The following is a 22,126-nucleotide window of genomic DNA, read 5'->3' on the forward strand; positions in this document are numbered from 1 at the left end:
TATCTTTTTCTACTGCGATTTCATTTTTCGCTATTCTCCAATATAAACCTCTCATTTAAAGGAGTCACTGTGTTCCGGTTAGTTTATGCCAGTAGTAATTGGGTAGATTAAAGTATGCTTGCTTGCTAACTAAGGACTTATTTCATAGGTGCCAGCTGTACCTGTTCCAGATCTTATCCATACACATACACAGCTCACCATGGATGTCCAAATACAATAAGGAGTGAGGAATTTGAACAATACTTTTTACAATGGCTGGGACGGCATCCTTGGCAAACTGCCAAATGTGCTGATTGCGCTTGCTGTTCTCCTGGTCGGATGGCTTGTCGCCAAAATCATTGAAAAGGCGGTTTATAAGGGACTGCAGAAAACCAGTCTCGACAACAAGCTTTTTGCGAATGTAAACAATAAGAAATATTCTGCTGAAAAAATCATCAGCAAGATTGTCTATGTACTGATTCTCGTTTTTGTCTTCATCATGTTCCTGAATATATTAGATTTGTATGTTTTGACTGAGCCGCTTATTGGAATGTTCTCAACGATTGCGGCTGCGATTCCGAACATCTTGAAAGCAGGCTTGATCCTGTTATTCGCATGGCTCATCGCATCAGGGTTGAAATTCCTGATCCAGAAAGGCGGCAAGACGCTTGGTGTCCAGGAGAAGTTAAGCAAGTACAAGCTTACAGAGGATAACCAGCAAACGACAAACGTTGTAGATACGGTCGCGAATATCGTATTCTACCTGGTGTTGCTGATGGCTTTGCCAGCCGTATTGTCAGCGCTGAACCTTCGCGGTGTTTCTCAGCCATTTGAACACATGATCGCGGGAATTCTCTCTTTCATTCCTAAACTATTCGCGGCTGCGCTGATTCTTTTGGTTGGCTACTTTGTCGCCAAAATCGTCCGCGATATCCTGACGAACTTTTTACAAAGCATCGGCACGGAAAAATTAGTCCAGCGTTTCGGACTGTCCCGTTTATTTGAAGGCACAAGCCTTTCAAGAGTGATTGGCACGGTTGCTTTTGTCCTGATTCTGATCCCTACCGTCATCGCTGCTCTTGAGCGTCTTGATGTTGAAGGAATCTCTCAACCGGCGATCGCGATGCTCAATGATATCCTGACCATGATCCCGAATATCGTTGTTGCCGTCATCCTTGTCATGATTGGACTATGGCTCGGAAAATGGCTGAAAAAATTCACGGCTGATTTATTGAGACGTATTGGCTTCGACTCTTATTTTAAGGGAGTGGGTTTAAGCAGCAACACAGCTCGTCCTAACTCATTAAGCCTATCCGAATTGGTGGGCTATATCGTCCAGGTCATCGTTGTCCTATTGTTCGTAGCCGAAGCATTGAATGTAGTCAAACTTGATTTCTTCGTCGACCTAGCACGTGGTGTGATCGCTTATCTGCCGCATGTCATCGCAGCAATCGTCATCCTTGGTGTTGGCCTATGGCTCGGCAGCCTTGTGAAGCGAGTGCTTAGCAGTATCCTTCAAGGCGATTCTTCCAATGTGCTGGCAACAATCGCAAAATATGCGATTATCACCATCACTGTCTTCATGGCGCTAGATCAGCTTGGAGTCGCACCAGCGATTGTGAATGCAGCGTTCATCCTGACTCTTGGCGGATTGGCACTGGCATTCGGCCTCGCATTCGGACTTGGCGGCAAAAATTTCGCTTCGAAGTACCTGGCCAAGTTTGATGAGAAAATCGAAAAAACCAGCATTGACCAAGAAGCGGTCCAGCAGCAAAAAATGAAAAAGAACAACCCGAATCCTGCGACACCGCCGAACCTGAATAACCTGGACCAGAACCCTGGTACATCTACGAACTTGAATGACCAGAACCCAGGTTATCCGCCAAACATGAATAATCAAAACCCTGGAACTCCTCCGAACCTGAACAACCGGAACCAGGGCGGAAATAATAACCCAATGGATCCTAATAACGATAACAATCCATTGAACCCATAAAAATACGCAAATAAATAAGCGGAAAAATTCCGCTAAAAATTAAAACTCCCCTTATTTACTTAAAAATAAGGGGAGTTTTTCCGTTTATTTAATCCAAATCGATGGATTTTGTCTTATTTAGAGCAGTTAGCCGGTATATCTCCGCTTATTTCTGCAAAAATACACCCATAATATACAATAGCGGGAAATTTTCCGCTTATGGATGCTCCTAGCTGTACATAGCAAAGTCGCCCCGAACGTCAACCTCGTTGACAAAAATACTTTAAAGTGTTATTATAAACTTGGTTGACAATTTTATGTAGGGGATGAGCAAATGTTTAGTATAGGAGATATGGTGATTTATTCAGCACATGGCATTTGTAAAATTGATGATATTTGTGAAAAAACAGTGTTAGGTGTGACAAGGCCTTACTACGTATTACACCCAATGAATGACAATCATCATTTGACTCTAAGTGTTCCAGTTCATAGTGATAAAGTAGCCCTTCATGAAATGGTCCATAAAGAAGATGCCGAGGATATCCTCGAATCCTTTAGAAATCCAGGTGTTGACTGGAATGAGAAACCTAATGTACGCCACAATTTATATTCCAATATTGTAAGCAACGGAGACAGAATAGAGATTGCCCGACTCATCAATACCCTCATGCGAAAGAAGATCGAAGCCGAACAGAATGAAAAAAAGCTTTACGAACAAGACCGAAAAATACTGGATACTACTCAAACCATCCTTTTCAAAGAAATAGCCATAGCTCTGAATACCACTGTTGAAAGAATACACGAGCATGTCACAAAGCTGTTGAAAGATAGTAAGCAGGTAGTTAACTAAGGGACGAACCTTATGCTTCCAAAAGGAAGCATAAGACTCGTCCCACATTTTTATTCATCGATATTCCAATCCATCTTCAATATTTCTTTAAGAAGCCTCACTTGCTCAGCCCCAATTTTTTCGGTTATTTCCCTTTCCAGACCAGCCTTGAGCTTTTCATTTTTTTCATAGCATTCTTCACCAAGAAGTGTTAGCTGTATCCATTTTTCCTTTTTGTTATTTTCCACGTTATTGACTTCGACTAATCCTTTTTCAGCAAGGTTTTTGATGAATTTATGTATCGCCTGACGGGAAATTTCAACATTTTTATTAATATAAGAAATGGTTGGCTGTTTTTTGTAAATCCGGGCCATGATATACCATTCAGAATTTGAAATATAAATATCACTCTGATTGTTCCAGGCTTTCTCCGCGATTTTACGAAGGAGAGTATGACGCTCACTCAATAGATCAACCAAGTCTAACTCTCGTAATTCAGAGTTTACACTCATTGGACTCACCTCAATCCCTTTTCTTCTCCACTACTATACAATAATTGCAGTCAGGGACAAACATTTTTTTACCGGGGATTGATTCAGTTTTTCCTTGAATAAAGAAGCAGTCCAATTTATATGGACTGCTTCGGGTATATATTAAACTTTATTATGTATTTAACTGAAATTGTCGATAAAAAATACGACGAGAAAAACGATGAAGGCATAAAAACTAAGATGCAGCAGCACGGTAGTGAAAAAATCCTTCAGTTTCTCAAATGAAAAAGGTTCACTCTTCCTTGTCCTTGCTCTCATAGCCAGCCTGTCCCCCTTAGCAAAACTACCCAATAAGTCCATTATTTTCTTTTAATCATAGCATAATCTGTCCTGTTTGTGACTGTTAATTTATGAAGAACTTGTTTAAAGCTAATAGAATAACCCTCTAAAAAGAGGGTTATCTCTGGCCATATGTTTTGAATTTCTTTGCCAATCGTGCCATTTCTTCATCCGTCAGCATGGTCGGCTCGCCGATCGCTTTTGCCTGGTAAAAAATCTGGGCACAGAACTCGATTTCTTCCGCGACAGTGAATGCTGTTTCGATATTGTGGGCGCCGGCAATCAGTCCGTGGTTCGCAAGCAGGACGGCTCTTCTGTCCACCATGCCTTCAAAGGCCTTTTCCGCCAGCTCTTTTGTTCCGAATGTTGCGTAAGGTGCGCACCTTACATTCGGGCCGGCAAACGCCACCAAATAGGATACTGGCGGGATATCCCAGCCCAGCGTGGCGATTGTTTTCGCATATGACGAATGGGTATGGACGAGCGCACCTATATCCTCGCGGCGCTGGTAAAAAATCAAATGCATATCCAGCTCGCTCGATGGTTTTTTGCTTCCATCGATGATTTTGCCATCCAAATCAATGATCGTGACATCCTCGGGCTTCGTTTCGAAATAATCGATTCCGCTGGGACTGATGGCAACCAGCTGTTTTTCCTTGTTGAAAATGCTGATATTGCCGCCAGTCCCCTTTGTCAGTCCGCTTGTGATGATTTTCTTGCCGTATTCTACGACTTTCATCCGTTCTTCCAGAAGCAGCATATTCTGTGCCTCTCTTTCTTAAAAAGAATTGGAACGTCTTATTATCGCATATTATGGCTTGATGCTGAATTCTTTAGTACTTCTAGAAACTGTTTGCCCGTTTTATATTCAGCTGCATTCAGGACGAATTGCTTCGCCGCTGTCAGGCAGATTCTCTCAGCTGTTACCCGCTGCTCTTCAGTTGCAATTGAAGTTAAATCCTTCACTTTTGCCAATCCCGCAATGCGGCGGATCATCTCCATGCCCGTGACGGACGCGGTATCCTGGAGAACAGTATCCAGGTACCACCGGTCAAAGCCCTGCTCCTTCGCCATGATGTCCGTTACGTTTTCCTTCCAGCTCACCAGGAACTTCTCGCTAAACAGGTCAACGCTATCCGTGATCGTTTGCTCCAGCCATTCACTGTACTTTTCATCGGCGTTTGTTACATATGCCCTTGACCACGCGAACATCAGGTTGGCAATCACGTTTCCTATGTCATACCCCATCGGACCGTAGAATGCGAACTCGGGATCGATCACTTTAGTGGAATCTTCTTTTACAAAAACAGAACCAGAATGAAGGTCGCCATGAACAAGTGCCTGGGCATTGGTCATGAACGCGAATTTCAGCTTGGCTGCTTCAAAGCGCAATTGATCGTCACCATAAATGTTCTCCTCGATCCAATCCTTATTGCTAGGAAACAAGTCATTACGGCTGTTATGGTCTGTAAAAGGTTCTGAGTATACGAGGTCCTCAGAAATTTCGCATAATTCTGGATTGATGTAATCCTGGACAAGCGCCTTTTTCGCTTTGTGCTCCATGACCACATCGGAAGTCAGCAATAATGTATTCACCATGAATGTCGTCAGGTCATCCGCAAGCTTGGGAAAAATTCTTCCTTCATTGAGAGCCGTACGCAGGATTGTATGATCAGAAAGATCCTCCATGACACAGCAATTCATTACATCATCATACAGATACACATCCGGCACTAATCCCGGAGCCAGCTCGCCCTCAAGCCTCAGCACATTCGACTCGATCCGGATGCGGTTGGTTGACAGCTTGAACTCATCGGAAATCCTCGCCGTATCCCCAGCCTGTTTGACAATCAGCGATTTCCCTGCCTGTTCATCGCGGACACGGAACACGTAGTTCAGATTCCCATCTCCAATTTCATCACAGCTTAAACTCGCTTCATTATCAAAAAAGTCGGTCTTTGCCTTTACATAAGGAATGACCTCCTCTGCATTCATCAGAAAATACGAATTAAAATTTATCATGATGTCCATTACCCCTTCCCTTTTGTACAATTATAGAAATCTTTTAAAAATTATTATAACTTAAGATTGTATTTCGGGGCACTAAAATTCATCTCATAATAAGGCTCTTTTCTCACACTTTGTTGCTATTGCCTACAAAATAGGATTAAATTACCTAAGATTAGTCACGCAATTAAACTTAGTACCGACATACAAAAAGACTATTATCACGTTAAAATCGGCTTTAGGATTTTAACAACAATCTTACGAAAACAGCCTAATATAAAAAGAAGACAGTTTCCCGCCTTCTTCACCAGAAACCTATTACCCGCAAGGAAGGAGGATCGTGAAGGTCGTGCCCTTCCCTTCTTCACTCTCGACATTGATTTTGCCTCTCATTCTTTGGATGATATCATAGGAGATCATCATTCCGAGGCCAGTCCCTTTTTCCTTTGTTGAGTAGTAAGGATGGCCGAGCCGGTCGAGCTGTTCCTTTGTCATGCCGACGCCCTCATCCCGGAACTGGATCCTGACATTGTCCTTTTCAACTTTGGCAATGATGAAAATGCTTCCGCCTGAGGGCATTGCTTCAATCCCGTTTTTCAGGATATTAATGAACACCTGCCTGATTTCGTGGGCATCACCCTTGATGCAGAGATTCTTATCGATCGCTTCTACCAATTCTGTATTGGCAAAATGGGAATAGGATCTCATGAAGGCGGTCGTCTCTTTCAAAATCGCGCTCAGGTCGATTTGATCCATCGAGCCAGTATTTGGTTTCGCCAGCGCTAGAAAATTATTGATGATCGTCTGGGTCCGGTCGAGCTCCTGAAGGGAAATCGTAATGAAAAGATTCTGGTCAGCACTCAAATTCCTTTCTCCCTGCAGGACTTGCATGAAGCCCCTGATGGTCGTCATCGGATTGCGGATTTCATGCGCAACCGATGCAGCCAGCTGGCTGATGGCTGAGAATTTCTCTGCCTTGTGAAGTTCATGCATCAGTTTGATCTGTAAATTGGTCATTTCAATGATATAGATAAATAACGATAAGGCAATGAAGGAAACGAGCGAAAAGACAATCAAATACAGGTAGTCGTCTGCATTCCCGGAATTGATCAGTGCAGCAAGACGTGTGGAGGTAATTAAACCATAGATAAAGAGTCCAAGCGCAATTCTCCTATTGATTGTGGATGATTTATAAGCCTTTTCAATCGCAAAAAACAGGATGATGATGATCCCGTAATTCATGGCTGTAATAAGCAGCCTGTCAATCCCCATCAGGCTTTGCAGCAGCAACAGCACCGCTACGATTAAAAGTCCATCCGACCTGCTTAAGTAAAAGAAGGCAATAAAGACAGGAATCAGCTTAAAATCGAACTCCATGCCACCATGGAACCTGACAGGCAGAGCCATCGTGACCAACAGTGTCGCCAAGATCGCCACTTTAAAGATCTGTTTCTTATATACCGAACGCTTCTGCATCCACAAAAAGTTATACATGAAGCCGAGTGAGAGTATGATGAAAAAATGCAGGATCAAATCTTTAATGAAATCTATCATTGTATCCCCCGGAATTTCCTATGATTAAGTATAATTACCTAATCCTATTATCCACCGGAAGCAACAATTCTTCAACGGAAAATTCTGAATTTATAACATTTCTTCCAAAATTTTAAAATAAACTTTTTTCACAGTGCCTATAAGTCTTATGCTATAATGAAGTCAACCATTGCTTTACCAAAGTAAAAACCCCGCTCATTTTTGAGTGGGGTTTTTTGCTGTGTTTTTTTCTGGGAACAGAACAAAAAGCGCAAGCGCCTTGTTCAGCCCCGACAAGCGCTGGAGGTCCTGTCAGTGAAGTCGTTCTTTGACTTCATTGGCAGGACCGAAGCGTCTCGAGGAGTTAGGAGCCGCAGCTAGACAAGCGTCTCGAGGGGCTAGGCGCTGGAGCTGGATTAAGACACCCATATGCAGTTATCCACACAAAAATGCTTTTATAATTTCCTATATAATAAAAAAACAAGCCCTGATCAGATCAGGACTTGTTTGTATGGGCTAATCCGTTATTATAGTTTTGTAACGTTAGCTGCTTGTGGTCCACGAGCACCTTGCTCAACGTCGAAAGATACTTCTTGGCCTTCTTCAAGAGACTTGAAGCCTTCGCCTTGGATAGCTGAGAAGTGTACGAATACGTCTTCTCCACCTTCACGCTCGATGAATCCGAAACCTTTTTCTGCATTGAACCATTTTACTTTACCGTTTTCCATTTTTGTTGCCTCCTAGTGTGATATCCACACAATTTGTTACTATTCTTGTCTCAGTGATATTCAGGCGAATCAAGCAGTGCATGTTCTTTCCTTGCATACCGAACAAAAATAATTCTCCCTTAGAATAACAGAATTTAAACCATAGTGCAAGCGTTAAGGGAATTGGGAAAATTAGGAGTGCCAAAAAAACACATATGGATTAACAAATGAGGAGCATAAAAATGTGATATAATAAAGGGAACATGAAAGGGCGTGGCTAATTGAAAAGCGCAAGCAACCTTTATAAAAATGGTCAATCTGTCAGTATCAAAGAAACCGGCGAAATAGTGACAATCATGAAGTCTCAATATGTGAAAAACATGAAAAGATATTCATACACTGTCAAAGAGTATCCCAGCACTTTTTATTTTGAAGAGGAACTGGAGAGAAGCTAGAAGCTGGTTTTCTTGCTTCTTTTTTTTTTCTGCTCATTTATCCCTATGTCATAAGGTAAGGCGTGCGCCATATAGCACGCTTTTTTTAATCAGGATTTTACCCTCATCACATTCTTATCGATCACCACTTACCTTTTTCCTATTAAACCCCATTCCAGCAAAAATAAACTGTATCCAAACTACTTATTTAGCAACTCGAAATTTGTCTATTAAATAGGCATCTTACTCTATTAACAATTTTTACAATATTCAGTAAAATAGAGTTGAATCTATTAACTAGGGGGAGTGACAATGACTTTAAAGAAGAAGGTTCTATCCGTATCTTTATCAAGCATGATGGCATTTGGCGCGGTGACGGCGGTTGCCCTGCCGGCAGCTGCTGTCGGGAATGGGCCAAATACAGGCCATGGATCCATCCAGACATCGATTTTGCATACATACGAGAGTTTAGTTGATTACCTGAAGACCCAGGATGCCAAGCAGGAGACAATGGAACTGGAAGTGATTGGCCAGACCGTGAAAGGCCGTGATATTTACATGGCTAAGTATATCTCCAATCCGGAAAATCCAACAATCCTGTTCCTGACACAGCAGCATGGGAATGAACAGCTGACTACCGAGGGTGCGATGGAATTCATCAAGCATTTAGGCACTGGTAAAACGAGCCGCGTTCTTCAGAATGTGAACATCCTTGTGATTCCGATGCTCAATGCCGACGGCGCAATGGGTGATGTCGACTTCTCCCTTGAAGACTATCTTGCTGATGGTGACCGCCACCTGACTCGCTATAATGCGAACAAGATTGACCTTAACCGTGAGCACGATAAAGCAACCAGCGAGATGGAGCCTGAGGCACGTGCGCTTCATGAAAATGTTTTTGCCAAATATGATATTGACTACATGATCGATCTTCATCACCAGGGTACCCTCAGCGAAACAGAAGGCGAGCTTGTTTCAGGCTCCATTTTGTACCCAACGAACGAAGCTGTGAAGCCAGAGGTGCTGGAAAAATCGAAAAAGCTTGGCTCAGTCGTCTACAATGCCCTTGAGGAAAAAGGCTGGGGACATATCGGGAAGTACGTCGGAGGTAACGGAACGAACATCGGACGAAATGGGGCAGCTGTCCGCTACGATATCTCCACGCTCCTGTTTGAAATGCGCGGAATGTCCGATCATTATTACGAGCCCTATGCACTAGGACAAAAGAGCAATGGCTACCTGATCAAGCAAACGATCACGACCCTCGATGCAACGGTAAAAGCAATTGCCGATGGCTCGATCGAGACAGCAGATACAAATTTCTGGGATACGCTTCCTGAGCAGACAACCAGACAGAGCGAAGAAGACGAATAATCATTTAAACAGTGTGATCCTTCGGGGATCGCACTGTTTTATTTTTGTCACCGAATAGAACACAGGATAGAAGTGGTGCAGCGAGTTTCGCAGGATAAAAAGTATGATATGCTGATATTTTTTTCCCGAAGAAAAGGTTTTGGTTTGAACATCGACCTCTACATCTTGGACTTGGTTAATTGAAAGAAATTTTGATATTGAGACTTTAAATCTTTTTTCAAATGGTTTATAGTGTTAGTGCAGAATCCGTTTTCACAGGTGATGGAGTTCACCTTTAACCGCCTGAATGGCTAATGACTCCTGCCAGTTGTTTGTTCACTGGCAGGAGTCTTTTTATTTTTGGGTAATCTAATAACATGGAGGAATCTAGATGGTGTATTTGCTTGTTGGGGCGGCAGGTTTTCTGGGGGCCTCCCTGCGTTACTGCGTTGGTGTTTTCCTTTTTCATGAAAGTACGGTTTTTCCGTTTGCCACACTGACGGTGAATTTGCTCGGGAGCTTTTTGCTGGCCTGGCTGACAACAGGGCTCCTTATACGCTTTTCTTTGCCTTCCCATATTAAAACCGCCTTGGGAACAGGCTTTGTAGGCTCCTTTACAACTTTTTCAACTTTGAGCGTAGAAACTGTGAATCTGTTTCTTCACGGAAAGCTAGTGCTTGCATTTTTATATATTGCGGCGAGTATATTCGGCGGATTATGGATGAGTCGTTTAGGATTTCAAGTAGAGAAAGGAGAGGGAACTGAATGACGGTCAATCATATTCTGATTGTTGGAATCGGGGGCTTCTTCGGAGCCATGTCACGGTTTTGGGTCAGCCAGGTTATCAATAAAAGGATCAAAGCCAAGGTTCCCATTGCCACTCTGTTTATCAATCTATTGGGATCCCTGTTACTTGGCATCATGGTCGGTTTAGGACTGAATGGAAACCTCTTCATGCTGCTTGGCACAGGTTTCATGGGAGCCTTCACTACTTTTTCAACCTTCAAGCTGGAAGGAATCCAGCTTCACCTCGACCGAAGGAAAAAGGCATTCTTCCTTTACAATTTCTTTGGCTATGGTGGCGGCATCCTGCTGGCGTTTATCGGAATCGAGCTGGGTTTATTGCTGACATAAAAATGCGGCATTACCAGCATTAATTATAACGATAGACGTCCGGGTTTTTCTTTTGCCCATTCCATAGATTTGAAGGCAAGAGAAAAACCTGGCGAGAAGATTACTCTCGCCAGGTTTAAGTTTATAACTATATTGTTCAATATTATTCAACCGTAACCGATTTAGCCAGATTCCTTGGCTTATCGACGTCACAGTCGCGGTGCAGTGCAGCATAGTAAGAAATCAGCTGCATTGGGATTACTGAGATAAGAGGTGTTAATAGGCTGTGCACTTCTGGGATGACAAAGCGGTCTTCGTCTGTTTCCAGTCCACTCATGGAGATGATGCACGGGTTGGCTCCACGGGCAACGACTTCCTTGACGTTTCCACGGATGCTTAAGTTGACAAATCCTTGTGTTGCAAGAGCGATGACTGGTGTACCTTCTTCAATCAAAGCGATTGTTCCGTGTTTCAGTTCTCCGCCTGCAAAGCCTTCAGCCTGGATATACGAAATTTCCTTCAGCTTCAACGCGCCTTCAAGGCCTACGTAAAAGTCGATTCCGCGTCCAATGAAGAATGCATTTCTTGTGACAGTCAGGTATTCACGCGCGATGCTTTCGAATTCCTCTTTGTCGTCGCAAAGAGCTTCCATTGCTGTCGCCACGATTCCTAATTCCTGTACAAGATCAAAATCAACTTCATGGCCAATTCCACGAGCTGTTACTTCTGCCAAAATTGCCAGGACAGCAAGCTGTGCTGTATATGCTTTTGTTGAAGCAACCGCAATTTCAGGACCAGCATGAAGAAGAAGAGTATAATCTGCTTCACGGGAAAGCGTTGAACCAGCCACATTCGTAATCGTCAATGCTTTGTAGCCCATCTCTTTCACTTGAACAAGAACCTGGCGGCTGTCCGCAGTTTCTCCGCTCTGGGAAATGAAGACGAACAATGGCTTTTCAGATAGAAGAGGCATGTTGTAGCCGAACTCGCTTGAGATATGGACTTCAACAGGAATCTTCGCCAATTTTTCGATGAACTGCTTGCCGACAAGTCCTGCATGATAAGAAGTACCCGCAGCAATAATGTAGATGCGGTCTGCTTCCTTCATCGCAGCAACGATGTCAGAGTCGATTTCAAGTGCGCCTTCTCCATCCTGGTAGTTCTGGATGATTTTACGCATCACAAGCGGCTGCTCGTCGATTTCCTTGAGCATATAGTGCGGGTATGTTCCCTTTTCAATGTCGCTTGCATCAAGCTCTGCAGTGTAAGGAGCGCGTAAAACTACTTCTCCTTCAAGGTTCTTGATTGTCACTTCATCTTTCGTGACAATGACCATTTCCTTGTCCATCAGTTCAACATATTGGTTTGTTACCTGGATCATTGCCATTGCGTCACTGGCAACAACATTGAAACCATCGCCATGGCCGACAAGAAGCGGGCTCTTGTTTTTCGCCACAAAAATCGTGTCTTCGTTTTGCTCATCTATAAGGGCAAGTGCATATGAACCATGTAAAAGTGTCAGCGTCTTACGGAACGCTTCTTCTAAGCTCAGACCTTCTTTTACGAACAGTTCGATTAACTGGACGATAATTTCAGTATCTGTTTCACTTTTCAATTCAACATACTGCAAGTACTGGCGCTTCAATAGATCGTAGTTTTCGATTACACCATTGTGGACAAGAGTCAGTCTGCCTGTTGAGCTCTGGTGAGGATGAGCATTCACCTTACTTGGAGGACCGTGAGTCGCCCAACGAGTATGGCCGATACCAGCGTTCGCCATGACACCGTTGTCCACTACATTGCGAAGATCCGCAATACGTCCTTTTTCCTTGAAAACGTGAACTCCCTTTTCGTTCATGACTGCGATACCCGCAGAGTCATACCCTCTATACTCAAGCTTTTCAAGACCTTTTAATAAAATCTCTTTCGAATCATAATTTCCGATATATCCAACGATTCCACACATAACTTCTTTTCCTCCTGAACGACAGGGGGCAAGAAGCCTCTTATATAGGGGCAGCTTGCCCCCTTATCTCAATATAATTGGTTTGAGGTCAGATTTGATATCCAATCCTCGCTTAGTTTTAGCATCCCCATCTCTTTGTGCATTAAGTTGCCTTAATGTTTTAAAGATGGAATTCGCGGCTGTGCTTTCAGCCGGGAGGCATCCGCCGAAATTTCGATAAACCTCCACCTCGTCAACTAATCCACATTTTCGGTCAAGGATCAGTCCTGGCGCTTTAAGTTTTCCATTGATGAACCTCTGCCCACCTTTCAATAAATTGTTTTCAAGGCAGAAATCAGCCTATTTACAAAAACAGGATTATCATACATGATACCGATGCATCCGTCAATAGAAATCCAAAGGAAAACAGCCTACCCATACAAATACCCCTTACAGGCTGACTAAAACTCCCCTTCATAAATAAATATGCATAAGGGCTCTAAATTGTGCTTTGAAGCCCTTATGCATATAGTTCAATTCTATTCTTTTAAGCCCATTTCCTCTTGAACAACCGCTGCAATACGGTTCACATGTTCCTGGCAAAGCTCCGCTGTCGCTGCTTCTGCCATCACGCGGACCAATGGTTCTGTTCCGGAAGGACGAACCAGGATGCGGCCGTTGCCGTTCATTTCTGCCTCAACCTGTTCAATTACCGCTTTTACCTTCTCGTTATCGGTAACATGGTGCTTATCCGTTACACGGATGTTCACAAGAACCTGCGGGTACTTCTTCATTTCCCCGGCCAGCTCTGAAAGCGGCTTATTTGTTGCTTTCATGATATTCGCAAGCTGAAGGCCTGTGAGAAGACCGTCACCAGTTGTGTTGTAGTCAAGGAAGATGATATGGCCAGATTGCTCGCCGCCGAGATTATAGCCATTCTTCTTCATTTCTTCCACTACATAGCGGTCGCCGACAGCTGTCTGGATGCTTTGGACGCCATTTTCCTCAAGGCCTTTGTAAAAGCCAAGGTTGCTCATCACTGTGGATACAACCGTACCCTGTTTTAACTGGCCGCGTTCCTTCATGAACTTCCCGCAGATATACATGATCTGGTCGCCATCAACGATGTTGCCTTTTTCATCGATCGCAATCAGGCGGTCGCCGTCTCCGTCAAAAGCAAGACCAAGATCCGCTCCCTTTTCCTTCACGAATTCAGCAAGAGCTTCAGGGTGGGTAGAGCCTACGCCATCATTGATATTCAGGCCGTTAGGGGAAGCTCCCATCGTGGAAGTATCCGCATCCAGGTCAGCAAATAAGTGTGTTGCCAATGAAGAAGTCGCTCCATGGGCGCAGTCAAGTGCGATATGAAGACCAGTGAATTCTTCATCAACAGATTGTTTCATGTATTGAAGGTACTTCTGGCCACCCTCGAAGTAATCATTCACCTGTCCAAGATCAGCACCTACCGGACGAGGAAGCTCATCGGCCTCCATATCCATCAATTGCTCAATTTCATTTTCCTGATCATCAGAAAGCTTATATCCATCTGGTCCAAAGAACTTGATTCCGTTATCAGCTACCGGATTGTGCGAAGCAGAGATCATGACTCCTGCCTGCGCACCCAGCGCTTTGGTTAAATATGCTACTCCAGGTGTTGAGATTACACCGAGCCTCATGACTTCCGCTCCGATTGATAATAGGCCGGCAACCAGTGCCCCCTCGAGCATATGCCCGGAGATACGTGTATCACGGCCGATCAGCACCTTTGGCCGATTGTGTTCCTTTGTCAGGACATACCCTCCGAAACGGCCAAGCTTGAAAGCCAATTCTGGCGTCAATTCGCTGTTCGCAACTCCACGAACTCCATCTGTACCGAAATATTTACCCATTCTTAAAATCTCTCCTTGTATGAAAAATTGCAGTCAATCATGCTTCTTTTTTCGCAACTGATATACTGGCTTTTTCTTTTGCCAGTTTCCACGTTATGTTTTGAGGTGCCGTCACCTTCATGTCGACTTCATGAGTCCCTTCTGACAACTCCGATACATCAATCAAAATATTAAAATCATCGGAAGATAGTCCAGAGATGATATCACTTGGCCCTGAAACCGTCAACTTTGCCCGGCCGTCTGTTGGATCAAGGAAATCTATTTCATATCCCTCATCCATCCCATTAATTTCGATAGGGACATTGGAGATCGTCTTCTCTGAAGCCTTTGTGACATTGACATTCACTTTCACCAATTCTGGTGAAACCGCGACAATCCCCTCGCCAATAATGACTGGCAGGGTAAGTTCCGTATCCTCATCGATCTTGCTGACATCCACTTCCACCCTGACGCCATCAACCTTATCAAGGACATCCGGGTCAGCGAGGATTTCAGCTTCTTTCGTGTCCAACGTGATTGAATCAATCGTCACGCCACTTGGAGGATTGCCTTTACGGACAATATCAATCGGTACCTTTTTGCTGGAGCTCTTAACCGGTATGGTCACTTCCACTACACCTGGCTCCACAGTGACATCCAATTTATTCATATCTTTATCCAGTGCAAGGACACTCGCTTCCCGCGTGATTGTATCCTTTATTTTTCCGGAAGAATTCACTGTAGCTTTCACATAGGTGATCTTGTCGACAATATCCTTGGCACCTGTTATTTGAACTTTATTCGGTTTTACCGTCGGCTTCTCTGCTATATAGCCTTTTTCCACGATATTTCCGCTGAATTCAGGTTCGACACTGAACTCCTTCGTCACTTTCTCCTGGATGGAAACATTCGCATAGCCAGGATCGATGGTGACAGTCAGCCTTTCTGACACATCTTTGATTGTGATGGGAACACGCTGGGTGCCCATTTCAGCATCCGTCAAATCGACGAACACTTCAAAATTCCTGAGCGTTTTTGCCTGCTGAACAAGGTTTTTCGGTCCCTGAAGCGTGACATTAACCGTCTCCGGAACACCTGAAACGACCAGAGTATCGGTATCATAAACCCTTTTTACCGGTACGTCTTCAACCGTCTCCACCTTTTCATCTGATGGCACATATACATCTCCAGGCTTATTCGGATCGTTTTTAGGAACGGACCCAAAGAGCAGCACAGCAAGAACAAGGGCAACCACCTTTATGAACCAAGGATTATCCATCCATCTATCCATTTTTCTTCCCCCTCCAATTCCAGCGGGTAGAAGCTGCCTGCTTGATTCTTGATGGTGAAATTAACTCGGCAGTGAGCAGTTCTCTTAGCGTTTCCCCGCTCAAGTCCCTGTATAGTTCGCCATTCCGGGTAACCGAAACACTCCCTGTTTCCTCAGAAACGACAATCGTGATACTGTCGGTTACTTCACTGATTCCGAGCGCGGCCCTGTGTCTTGTGCCCAGCTCCTTCGAAATGAACGGACTTTCCGACAACGGCAAGTAACAAGCTGCTGCTGCAACGATGTTTTTCTGTATGACAACGGCTCCATCATGAAGCGGTGTATTCGGGATAAAAAGGTTAATCAACAGTTCAGAGGATATTCTCGAGTGCAGCTGGATGCCCGTTTCTATGTAATCACTCATTCCTGTCTCTCTTTCAATTGAAATCAATGCCCCGATCCGGCGCTTCGCCATATAATCGGTCGCCTTGATAATGGCCTCCACCATCTTTTCTTCGTCTTCCTCTTCCTGCAATCCAGATCTGGCGAAAAGCCTGCCTCTGCCAAGCTGCTCGAGTGCCCGCCGCAATTCGGGCTGGAAGATGATGATAATGGCCAGGAATCCCCAGGTCAATACTTGTTCCATCATCCAGCTGAGCGTATTTAACCCGAAGTAATCACTGACAAACTTTACGATCAGGATGACAAAGATCCCTTTCAAAAGCTGGACAGCCTTCGTCCCTCGAATAATCGCGATCAACTTATAGATGACGAACCAAACCAGGAGAATGTCAACAATATTAGCTAGATATTCCAAGAAATCGAAATCCGCAAACGACATTGCACTTCCTCCAGTAGTTTTGTAAGGCTCTTTTGCGAAGTTATTCCTCTAGCCTCCTATTTGTAAAAGGCTCTTTTCGTAAACTTTGTTGCTTTCACAACATTAGTAAAAACCGGGTCCTGGGTTTTTACGTATACTTTCGCATGCCAGATTTTAGCGCATAGACTCTTAGAATGCGGAATTGTGTATCTGTACGAAAAGCAACAATCAATGCGAAAACAGCCTTGTAAAAAAAGCGGAAGATGACCAATGCACTTCAGCCTGTATTCTAAGATAACTTTCTCATTATACCATAAGCTCAGCTTAAACGAATAATGATGTCATTTGAAGCTCCGTTGATCTGCACACCAAAGTCTTCACCCTTAAAAAACAGCCATTCCTATTGGAATGACTGTTCCTTTTCGTCGTTCTCAAAAAGGTCTGCCGTGTTTTTAGCTGTCTTCTTAATATGGTACCAGATCCACTCGAACACTTCATTGACCTCTGTTATTTCCCCTGTGACATTGCCGGCTGAAGCCATGTATTTTTCGCCGTTGATGACGGTGACATTCCCCTGGACTTCACCTTCAATTTTCACCTTGCCATTCCTGACTACCACATCGCCCTTGACGACTTCCCCTTCAGGTACAATGACGGTATCGTTTTCGACGATCAGGTTAGGCTGTTTCGAAACAGAAAACTGATGGTCCTCGTTCCACGTTGAAAAGATGCTGCCAGTCATCAATGCAATGAAAAGCGATGCAGCCGTCAAAAGCGGATGACTCCTGAACCAGCGTTTGATTTCTGTCTTCTTCTTCTCTTTTGGCAAGCCGGCCATGACCCTTGATGTAAAATCATCCGGCGCCTGAATATGCGATGTGCTCTGGACAAGCGCTATTGCCTTGTTTAATTCCCTGAAGTAATCCTGGCAATCTGAACAGCTCTGCAGATGCTCTCTTAACAACTTTTCGTGCTCTTCACTAATTTCATCATCTAAATACTCATGCATATAGTCATAAACCTGTTCGGGACATTTCACATTCTTTCACCTCACTTATACGTGTCGCAACTGCTGCCTCAATGCCTCTCTGCCTCGGTGAATTCTTGTCTTCACCGTTCCAAGCGGCAAATCGAGGATTTCACTGATCTCATTCAGGCTAAGCTCCTCAATATACTTTAATACGATCACCGATCTGTATTTATCGGGTAATTTTGAAATTTCTTTTTGAATTGTGTCATGCAATTCGATGCTTTCAACCTCATCCTCTGGCAAAGGAGTTTCAGATGGAACCTGCGAGTACATCGTCAAACCTTCCGTCCCTGGCACCTCCGCATCCAAAAAATAATCTGGTTTCTTTTTGCGAATCCGGTCAATGCAAAGATTGGTAGCAATCCTGTACAGCCATGTCGAGAACTTCAGGTTCTGATTGAAGCTGTTAATATTGATATATGCGCGGATGAAAGCCTCCTGTGCTATATCCTCTGCCTCATGCCGATTCCCGAGCATACGGTAGCAAAGCTGGAATACCTTGTCCTTGTATACCTCAACAATCTCTCCATAGGCATTCTGGTCTCCCTTGATTACCTGTTTTATTCTGTGCTTTACGATCGTTTCCATTATTTTACCTCCGCGCTTCCTGCGGCTAATCGATATACGAATCGATTCCGTAAAAGGTTTCGTTTTTTTTTATAAAAACTTCAATTATGTATGAATTTATGTCTAATCCGTTGAAACAGACTTTTTTCGGCAAAAAAAGCTAAAAAACTCACTACGTTTATATTAACAAATTATTACCAGTTTGGTTTAAAAAGTTTCGCTCCGGGGTATAAAGGGACTATAATATCGAAAGCGAGGAAAAAGATCAATGTGTGCAGAAACGCTGTTGAAGGATATTGAAAATTGCCGTAAAGAAATGGTTGAACTAGCTTCAAAAACCTCGCTGTCAAATCAACGGGTTGTCGACATCAGCACGAAACTCGACCATTTACTAAATAAATACTATCACTTATCCTCAAAAAAGCCAGTTCTATATTAATGATAAAGAGCAGCAGCCATACAAGGGCCGCTGCTCATATTTTTTTGTTTAAGCATCTCATTCTATTCTTTTTTCGAGGCTTTGATTACAAAAGTTTCTCGCCAAATAAAGATCCCATCAGCGCCACCGCAGCGACAGCCGTCTTGTTCTTTTCATCCAGAATCGGGTTTACTTCCACGAATTCCGCAGAAGTAATAAGCTTCGCTTCAGCCAGCATCTCCATTGCAAGGTGGCTTTCACGATAGCTGATACCGCCTGTCACAGGAGTCCCGACACCAGGAGCATCAGTAGGATCCAATCCATCCAGATCAAGTGAAAGGTGGACACCATCTGTTTTATCCTTAAGGTAATTGACCGTTTCCTCAATGACAGCCGCCATGCCCAGGCGATCAATTTCGTGCATCGTGAAAACCTTGATGCCCATTTCCTTGATCAAGTCTTTCTCTCCCTCATCCAGAGCACGCGCTCCAATGATGACAATATTCTCCGGCTTCACTTTAGGAGAATATCCGCCTAATTGTGTCAGCATGTCATGCCCCAAACCAAGGCTCGCAGCCAGCGGCATCCCATGAATATTCCCGGATGGCGAAGTATCCGCCGTATTCAAGTCTCCATGCGCATCATACCAGATCACTCCCAGATTCTTATAATGCTTGGACACACCCGCCAAAGTCCCAATCGCAATGCTATGGTCCCCCCCTAAAACAAGCGGGAACGACTTTGATTCTATGATTTTATCTACTTCATCCGCAAGCAGACTATTCTTCTCTGCCACCAGCTCAAGATTACGAAGATTGCTGTTAGGATCAATCTTCACCTCAGGCCTGCCAACTGCTATATCACCCAAATCCTCTATCTCATCAAAAAGCACTCTTAATCTCTCATTGATGCCAGCATAACGGATCGCACTCGGGCCCATGTCAACTCCTCTTCTCATCTGACCCAAATCCATCGGCATCCCAATAATCGAAAGTTTTTTCATTCCTGACTCCCCCTTGCTTTCTCTCATCTCTCTCCCTATTTTAAACGCTTTCATTCCAATGACTCAACCGGACAATTTCATGAATATATATACGGTTTGGAATAGATTGAATTTACGGAATAATTATGTGGTGGAGGTTGAGGTGAGGAGAGCTTGTAGGCGGTAGGTGACATATGGGGAGCATGAGGGGTTCTTGACAGCTTTGAGTGCTTAACGTGGGAAGCTGTCAAAGTAATGGTGGATTCTTGACAGCTTTGACGCCTTCTACCGCAAACCTGTCAAAATAACGATGCATTCTTGACAGCTTTTGCTGCTTCTACTGCAAAGCTGTCAAAATAACGGTGGATTCTTGACAGCTTTGGCTCCTTCTAACGCAAACCAGTCAAAATAACGATGCATTCTTGACAACTTTGGCTCCTTCTCCTGNAAAGCTGTCAAAATAACAGTGGATTCTTGACAGCTTTGGCTCCTTCTAACGCAAACCTGTCAAAATAACGATGCATTCTTGACAACTTTGGCTCCTTCTCCCGTAAAGCTGTCAAAATAACAGCGGGTTCTTGACAGCTTTTCTTAAATATACGGTATACCTGTCCGAACTCTACCTTACTTCTGACAGCTTTCCTGGAATATGTGCTTAACCTGTCCGAACTCTGCCTTACTTCTGACAGCTTTCCTGGAAAACGTNATCAACTTGTCCGAACTTAGGGTTACTTNGGACAACTTTTCTGGAANCNTTGGTCAACCTGTCCGAACCAAGGGCTGCTTCTGACAGTTTCAACCTCTCAACATTCACAGCTGTATTCATTATAGCTTTAACAGCTTGTATAGGAGCACTAGTCAAAAGTAAGTAGTGAAAAATAAAAAAAGCCATAAACCCGACTGGATTTATGACTGAAATGGTATTTATGTAGTGTGATGGTGGAGCCTAGCGGGATCGAACCGCTGACCTCCTGCGTGCAAGGCAGGCGCTCTCCCAGCTGAGCTAAGGCCCCATTTGGAGCGGAAGACGGGATTCGAACCCGCGACCCCAACCTTGGCAAGGTTGTATTCTACCACTGAACTACTTCCGCATGATTTTATTATATAGGTAAGACCCCTAAAAATAAAAGACAAGTTCATTCTTAGGGGCCTTGACATGAGTGAGCCATGAAGGACTCGAACCTTCGACCCTCTGATTAAAAGTCAGATGCTCTACCGACTGAGCTAATGGCTCATAGGATATAATCTACCCTATTCATTGTCTCTTAAGCATCCTGAATGCAAAAAAGAAAATAAAAATGGCTGGGCTAGCTGGATTCGAACCAACGCATGACGGAGTCAAAGTCCGTTGCCTTACCGCTTGGCTATAGCCCAATGAAAAAATAAAAAGGACATTAGTAGCTTGTCCAATTTTAATATGTATGAAAATGGTGGAGGGGGACGGATTCGAACCGCCGAACCCGGAGGGAGCGGATTTACAGTCCGCCGCGTTTAGCCACTTCGCTACCCCTCCACAAAAAATGGTGCCGGCAAGAGGACTTGAACCCCCAACCTACTGATTACAAGTCAGTTGCTCTACCAATTGAGCTACACCGGCAAATTTAATGAAGACTATTTTCGTTAGCGCGAAAAAATCATGGTGGAGGATGACGGGATCGAACCGCCGACCCTCTGCTTGTAAGGCAGATGCTCTCCCAGCTGAGCTAATCCTCCATTATTAAGTCGCTTATTAAAATAAATGGTGACCCCTACGGGATTCGAACCCGTGTTACCGCCGTGAAAGGGCGGTGTCTTAACCGCTTGACCAAGGGGCCATATTATAGTATTTTCAGAGCTTCCAAGCGGGCTCGAACCGCTGACCTCTTCCTTACCATGGAAGTGCTCTACCTGCTGAGCTATGGAAGCATGTATTGCTGCCCGCTCAAATGACTTTCGTCATTTAGAGATAATGGCTCCGCAGGTAGGATTCGAACCTACGACCGCTCGGTTAACAGCCGAGTGCTCTACCACTGAGCTACTGCGGAATAGTGGTAATTTAACATAACTCTTGCAGATGATTCGAATGCCTCACCTTAGGAATTTGTCCAAGATGAAAATGCATTTTTGCCCGGCGGCGTCCTACTCTCACAGGGGGAAACCCCCAACTACCATCGGCGCTGAGAAGCTTAACTTCCGTGTTCGGTATGGGAACGGGTGTGACCTTCTCGCCATCGCCACCAGACAATTTTAAAGAACAATATTTATTATACTGTCTTTTATGCATTTTTCAAGAGAATTTTTAAGAAATCTTTATTCCCTCAAAACTAGATAATGTGTAAGAAGAAAACAAGAGAATCGAATGATCAATTTGGTTAAGTCCTCGAACGATTAGTATCAGTCAGCTCCACACGTCACCGCGCTTCCACCTCTGACCTATCAACCTGATCATCTTTCAGGGTTCTTACTAGCTTGCGCTATGGGAAATCT

General features: G+C 44.0%; 19 protein-coding genes, 10 tRNA genes, 2 rRNA genes and 1 riboswitch. Of the genes, 6 read left to right on the forward strand and 25 right to left on the reverse strand.

The window, feature by feature from the left end; translation table 11 throughout:
• Nucleotides 1-232: 232 nt before the first annotated feature.
• Both ACNAZ4_RS21715 and ACNAZ4_RS21720 read left to right on the forward strand, forming a co-directional pair.
• Nucleotides 233-1,975, forward strand: coding sequence for a mechanosensitive ion channel (locus ACNAZ4_RS21715; protein ID WP_415818048.1), 1,743 nt, complete (start codon nt 233-235; stop codon nt 1,973-1,975).
• 313 nt (nt 1,976-2,288) lie between these two features.
• Nucleotides 2,289-2,804 (forward strand): CarD family transcriptional regulator, encoded by a 516-nt coding sequence (locus tag ACNAZ4_RS21720; protein ID WP_415818050.1) that lies wholly within the window; start codon nt 2,289-2,291, stop codon nt 2,802-2,804.
• 50 nt (nt 2,805-2,854) lie between these two features.
• On the opposite strand, the gene ACNAZ4_RS21725 is transcribed toward ACNAZ4_RS21720, so the two are convergent.
• The 6 genes from ACNAZ4_RS21725 to ACNAZ4_RS21750 all read right to left on the reverse strand — a co-directional run bounded on the left by ACNAZ4_RS21725 (nt 2,855) and on the right by ACNAZ4_RS21750 (nt 7,881).
• Nucleotides 2,855-3,295 carry a MarR family winged helix-turn-helix transcriptional regulator gene (locus ACNAZ4_RS21725; RefSeq protein ID WP_415818052.1) on the reverse strand — a complete coding sequence of 147 codons (441 nt, stop codon included), beginning with the start codon at nt 3,293-3,295 and terminating at the stop codon, nt 2,855-2,857.
• A gap of 159 nt (nt 3,296-3,454) precedes the next feature.
• The gene (locus tag ACNAZ4_RS21730; protein ID WP_415818054.1) at nt 3,455-3,592 is read right to left on the reverse strand and encodes a hypothetical protein; all 138 of its coding nucleotides are present in this window, start codon (nt 3,590-3,592) and stop codon (nt 3,455-3,457) included.
• 139 nt (nt 3,593-3,731) lie between these two features.
• Nucleotides 3,732-4,373 (reverse strand): L-fuculose-phosphate aldolase, encoded by a 642-nt coding sequence (locus ACNAZ4_RS21735; RefSeq protein WP_415818056.1) that lies wholly within the window; start codon nt 4,371-4,373, stop codon nt 3,732-3,734.
• Nucleotides 4,374-4,414: 41 nt separating this feature from the next.
• A complete protein-coding gene (mtnK, locus tag ACNAZ4_RS21740; protein WP_415818058.1) occupies nt 4,415-5,635 on the reverse strand; it encodes an S-methyl-5-thioribose kinase in 1,221 nt (406 codons plus the stop codon).
• A gap of 303 nt (nt 5,636-5,938) precedes the next feature.
• Nucleotides 5,939-7,174, reverse strand: coding sequence for an ATP-binding protein (locus tag ACNAZ4_RS21745; RefSeq protein WP_415818060.1), 1,236 nt, complete (start codon nt 7,172-7,174; stop codon nt 5,939-5,941).
• 506 nt (nt 7,175-7,680) lie between these two features.
• Nucleotides 7,681-7,881 (reverse strand): cold-shock protein, encoded by a 201-nt coding sequence (locus ACNAZ4_RS21750; RefSeq protein ID WP_041967029.1) that lies wholly within the window; start codon nt 7,879-7,881, stop codon nt 7,681-7,683.
• A gap of 725 nt (nt 7,882-8,606) precedes the next feature.
• Here ACNAZ4_RS21750 and ACNAZ4_RS21755 point away from each other — a divergent pair.
• The 3 genes from ACNAZ4_RS21755 to crcB all read left to right on the forward strand — a co-directional run bounded on the left by ACNAZ4_RS21755 (nt 8,607) and on the right by crcB (nt 10,781).
• Nucleotides 8,607-9,668, forward strand: a complete 1,062-nt coding sequence (locus ACNAZ4_RS21755; RefSeq protein WP_415818062.1) for a M14 family zinc carboxypeptidase — start codon at nt 8,607-8,609, stop codon at nt 9,666-9,668.
• A gap of 248 nt (nt 9,669-9,916) precedes the next feature.
• Nucleotides 9,917-9,978, forward strand: a riboswitch (Fluoride riboswitch).
• Between the two features lie 60 nt (nt 9,979-10,038).
• On the forward strand, nt 10,039-10,416 hold the full coding sequence (locus ACNAZ4_RS21760; RefSeq protein WP_415818064.1) for a fluoride efflux transporter FluC: 378 nt from the start codon (nt 10,039-10,041) through the stop codon (nt 10,414-10,416).
• Nucleotides 10,413-10,781: a fluoride efflux transporter CrcB gene (gene crcB / locus ACNAZ4_RS21765; protein ID WP_415818066.1), complete on the forward strand. Its 369-nt coding sequence runs from the start codon at nt 10,413-10,415 to the stop codon at nt 10,779-10,781. The genes ACNAZ4_RS21760 and crcB overlap by 4 nt, the downstream gene beginning before the upstream one ends.
• Nucleotides 10,782-10,923: 142 nt before the next feature.
• Here crcB and glmS read toward each other — a convergent pair whose 3' ends face one another.
• From glmS to sigW, 6 genes are all read right to left on the reverse strand, one after another.
• Nucleotides 10,924-12,726: a glutamine--fructose-6-phosphate transaminase (isomerizing) gene (glmS, locus tag ACNAZ4_RS21770; protein ID WP_415818068.1), complete on the reverse strand. Its 1,803-nt coding sequence runs from the start codon at nt 12,724-12,726 to the stop codon at nt 10,924-10,926.
• A gap of 518 nt (nt 12,727-13,244) precedes the next feature.
• A complete protein-coding gene (glmM, locus tag ACNAZ4_RS21775) occupies nt 13,245-14,594 on the reverse strand; it encodes a phosphoglucosamine mutase (protein ID WP_415818070.1) in 1,350 nt (449 codons plus the stop codon).
• 37 nt (nt 14,595-14,631) lie between these two features.
• Nucleotides 14,632-15,864, reverse strand: a complete 1,233-nt coding sequence (locus ACNAZ4_RS21780; RefSeq protein ID WP_415818071.1) for a CdaR family protein — start codon at nt 15,862-15,864, stop codon at nt 14,632-14,634.
• On the reverse strand, nt 15,857-16,684 hold the full coding sequence (gene cdaA, locus ACNAZ4_RS21785; protein ID WP_415818073.1) for a diadenylate cyclase CdaA: 828 nt from the start codon (nt 16,682-16,684) through the stop codon (nt 15,857-15,859). Before cdaA ends, ACNAZ4_RS21780 begins: the two co-directional genes overlap by 8 nt.
• Before the next feature lie 379 nt (nt 16,685-17,063).
• Nucleotides 17,064-17,702, reverse strand: coding sequence for an anti-sigma factor family protein (locus ACNAZ4_RS21790; protein ID WP_415818075.1), 639 nt, complete (start codon nt 17,700-17,702; stop codon nt 17,064-17,066).
• Between the two features lie 15 nt (nt 17,703-17,717).
• Entirely contained in the window at nt 17,718-18,281 is a 564-nt protein-coding gene (gene sigW / locus ACNAZ4_RS21795) for an RNA polymerase sigma factor SigW (RefSeq protein WP_415818077.1), read from the reverse strand.
• A gap of 247 nt (nt 18,282-18,528) precedes the next feature.
• On the opposite strand from sigW, the gene ACNAZ4_RS21800 reads away from it, so the two are divergent.
• Nucleotides 18,529-18,699: a Spo0E family sporulation regulatory protein-aspartic acid phosphatase gene (locus tag ACNAZ4_RS21800; protein ID WP_415818079.1), complete on the forward strand. Its 171-nt coding sequence runs from the start codon at nt 18,529-18,531 to the stop codon at nt 18,697-18,699.
• A gap of 85 nt (nt 18,700-18,784) precedes the next feature.
• Here ACNAZ4_RS21800 and rocF read toward each other — a convergent pair whose 3' ends face one another.
• From rocF to ACNAZ4_RS21865, 13 genes are all read right to left on the reverse strand, one after another.
• A complete protein-coding gene (gene rocF / locus ACNAZ4_RS21805) occupies nt 18,785-19,681 on the reverse strand; it encodes an arginase (RefSeq protein ID WP_415818080.1) in 897 nt (298 codons plus the stop codon).
• A 916-nt stretch (nt 19,682-20,597) separates the two neighbouring features.
• Nucleotides 20,598-20,673: transfer RNA gene (locus tag ACNAZ4_RS21810), tRNA-Ala, on the reverse strand.
• A 3-nt stretch (nt 20,674-20,676) separates the two neighbouring features.
• Nucleotides 20,677-20,751, reverse strand: a tRNA-Gly gene (locus ACNAZ4_RS21815).
• A gap of 70 nt (nt 20,752-20,821) precedes the next feature.
• Nucleotides 20,822-20,894, reverse strand: a tRNA-Lys gene (locus tag ACNAZ4_RS21820).
• 65 nt (nt 20,895-20,959) lie between these two features.
• Nucleotides 20,960-21,034 (reverse strand) — tRNA-Gln (locus ACNAZ4_RS21825).
• Between the two features lie 54 nt (nt 21,035-21,088).
• Nucleotides 21,089-21,173, reverse strand: a tRNA-Tyr gene (locus ACNAZ4_RS21830).
• 8 nt (nt 21,174-21,181) lie between these two features.
• Nucleotides 21,182-21,257 (reverse strand) — tRNA-Thr (locus ACNAZ4_RS21835).
• 40 nt (nt 21,258-21,297) lie between these two features.
• A tRNA-Val gene (locus ACNAZ4_RS21840) sits at nt 21,298-21,373 on the reverse strand.
• A gap of 26 nt (nt 21,374-21,399) precedes the next feature.
• A tRNA-Glu gene (locus ACNAZ4_RS21845) sits at nt 21,400-21,474 on the reverse strand.
• Nucleotides 21,475-21,492: 18 nt separating this feature from the next.
• Nucleotides 21,493-21,565 (reverse strand) — tRNA-Thr (locus tag ACNAZ4_RS21850).
• A gap of 44 nt (nt 21,566-21,609) precedes the next feature.
• A tRNA-Asn gene (locus ACNAZ4_RS21855) sits at nt 21,610-21,684 on the reverse strand.
• A gap of 81 nt (nt 21,685-21,765) precedes the next feature.
• Nucleotides 21,766-21,881, reverse strand: a 5S ribosomal RNA gene (gene rrf, locus ACNAZ4_RS21860).
• 126 nt (nt 21,882-22,007) lie between these two features.
• Nucleotides 22,008-22,126 (reverse strand): 23S ribosomal RNA (locus ACNAZ4_RS21865); the annotation flags it as partial.

The sequence above is a fragment of the Mesobacillus thioparans genome, assembly GCF_965138835.1.
In the GTDB taxonomy this organism is placed as follows: domain Bacteria; phylum Bacillota; class Bacilli; order Bacillales; family Cytobacillaceae; genus Mesobacillus; species Mesobacillus thioparans.